This window comes from uncultured Ralstonia sp. (assembly GCA_913056305.1).
Lineage (GTDB): Bacteria > Pseudomonadota > Gammaproteobacteria > Burkholderiales > Burkholderiaceae > Ralstonia.
Window position 1 is genome coordinate 1 of record CAJXMR010000400.1, and the last position, 2,208, is coordinate 2,208.

At 63.3% G+C, this 2,208-nt stretch carries 1 protein-coding gene; it reads left to right on the plus strand.

Translation table 11 applies throughout. The annotated features are described in order from the left end of the window. Positions 1-439 precede the first annotated feature (439 nt). On the plus strand, positions 440-2,208 hold a 1,769-nt coding region (locus QZ609_RS26555; protein ID WP_295501531.1), incomplete at its 3' end, for a 3-hydroxyacyl-CoA dehydrogenase NAD-binding domain-containing protein.

Below are 2,208 nucleotides of genomic sequence, written 5' to 3' on the forward strand. Positions count from 1 at the left end.
ATGGCGATCATGGTGAGATGGCGCGCGCGCAAGGTGCGGCGCAAGCCCGGCGTCTGTGCAGACGGGGTAGCGTGTTCTGACATGGATACAGAGTGGCCGATCTTGCTCGGATCGCGAGCGGAATCGACGAAATGTGACGAGACGTCCATGCACCGGATAGGTGCTCGGTGGACGAAATGCGCGACTCTATCAAAACCGTCATGTGGCGGGCAAAAAATCGGGGGTGGGGAACAGCTGTTTGAGTCAGCTGATTGCCCGCCAAAGCCCGCTGTGCAGCGCAAAAATAAAAATTGAACGACCGTGCTATTTTGTGTATTCTTTGTCGAGTCGCGGGCCCACCGCGCGCAGAAAAACGATACTTGAGAGACAGTTCAACCGCGAGGCACGGTGCACCATTCAGCGCCTTTCAGCCGGCCGTCGCATCACCAAAGGAACCAGCATGACAGCGGAGTACAAGGTACAGGACGGCGTTGCCGTGATCACGCTCAGCAACCCGCCGGTCAACGGTCTCGGCCATTCCACGCGCCTGGGCATCGTCGAGGGCATGGTCCGCGCCAGCGATGACCCCAACGTCAAGGCCGTGGTGATCACCGGGGCCGGCAAGGCCTTCTCCGGCGGTGCTGATATCCGCGAGTTCAACACGCCCAAGGCCACCCAGGAGCCGACGCTGCACGCCGTCATCAAGGCGGTCGAGTTGAGCAGCAAGCCGGTCGTGGCCGCCATCCACTCGGTGGCGATGGGCGGCGGGCTGGAGCTGGCACTGGGTTGCCACTACCGCGTCGCCGCACCGGGTGCGCAGATCGCGCTGCCGGAAGTGAAGCTGGGCATCCTGCCGGGCGCGGGCGGCACGCAGCGCCTGCCGCGTGCGATCGGCCTGGAGCCGGCTCTGAACATGATCGTCTCGGGCAACGCCATCCCGTCGGAAAAGCTGGCCAAGAGCGGCTTGTTCGACCAGATGATCGAAGGCGATCTGATGGCCGGCGCCATCGACTTCGCGCTCAAGGCCGCCGCCGAGGGCAAGCTGCCGAAGGTGCGTGATCGCAAGATCGAGCATGACAACCCCGAAGGTTTCCTGCAATTCGCCCGCAACACCGTGGCCGCTGTCGCCAAAAACTTCCCAGCCCCGGGCAAGTGCGTCGACGCCGTGCAGGCCGCCGTGCAGAAGCGCTTTGACGACGGCATCAAGTTCGAGCGCGACCTGTTCATCGAGCTGGTGAACACGAGCGAATCGCGCGCGCTGCGCCACGCCTTCTTCGGCGAGCGCGCGGCCAGCAAGATCCCCGACGTGCCGGAAGACACGCCGATCCGCAAGGTGGAGAAGGTCGCCGTGATCGGCGCCGGCACCATGGGCGGCGGCATCTCCATGAACTTCCTGAACGCGGGCATTCCGGTCACGATGCTGGAAACCAAGCAGGAAGCGCTGGACCGCGGCGTGGCCACCATCCGCAAGAACTACGAGAACAGCGCCAAGAAGGGCAAGCTGACGCAAGAGAAGGTGGAGCAGCGCATGGCGCTCCTGACCCCGACGCTGTCCTACGACGACATCAAGGACGCCGACCTCGTGATCGAGGCCGTCTTCGAAGAAATGGGCGTCAAGGAAGTCGTGTTCAAGAAGCTGGACGAAGTCGTCAAGCAGGGCGCGATCCTGGCGTCGAACACCTCCACGCTGGACGTGGACAAGATCGCCAGCTTCACCAAGCGCCCGCAAGACGTGGTCGGCATGCACTTCTTCAGCCCGGCCAACGTGATGAAGCTGCTGGAAGTCGTGCGCGGCAAGGACACCGCCAAGGATGTGCTGGCCACCGTCATGAAGCTGGCCAAGGCGATCAAGAAGACGGCCGTGGTCTCGGGCGTGTGCGACGGCTTTATCGGCAACCGCATGATCGAGCAATACAGCCGCCAGGCTGGCTACCTGCTGGACGAAGGCGCACTGCCCGAGCAGGTCGACAAGGCTGTCGAAAAGTTCGGCTTTGCCATGGGCCCGTTCCGCATGGGCGACCTGGCCGGCAACGACATCGGCTGGGCCATCCGCAAGCGCCGCGCCGTGGACAAGCCGGACATCGTGTACTCCAAGAGCGCTGACCTGCTGTGCGAGATGGGTCGTTTTGGTCAGAAGACCGGCGGCGGCTGGTACGACTACAAGGCGGGTGACCGCAAGCCGTATCCGAACCAGCAGGTCAACGACATGATCGTCCAGCACTCGAAGGA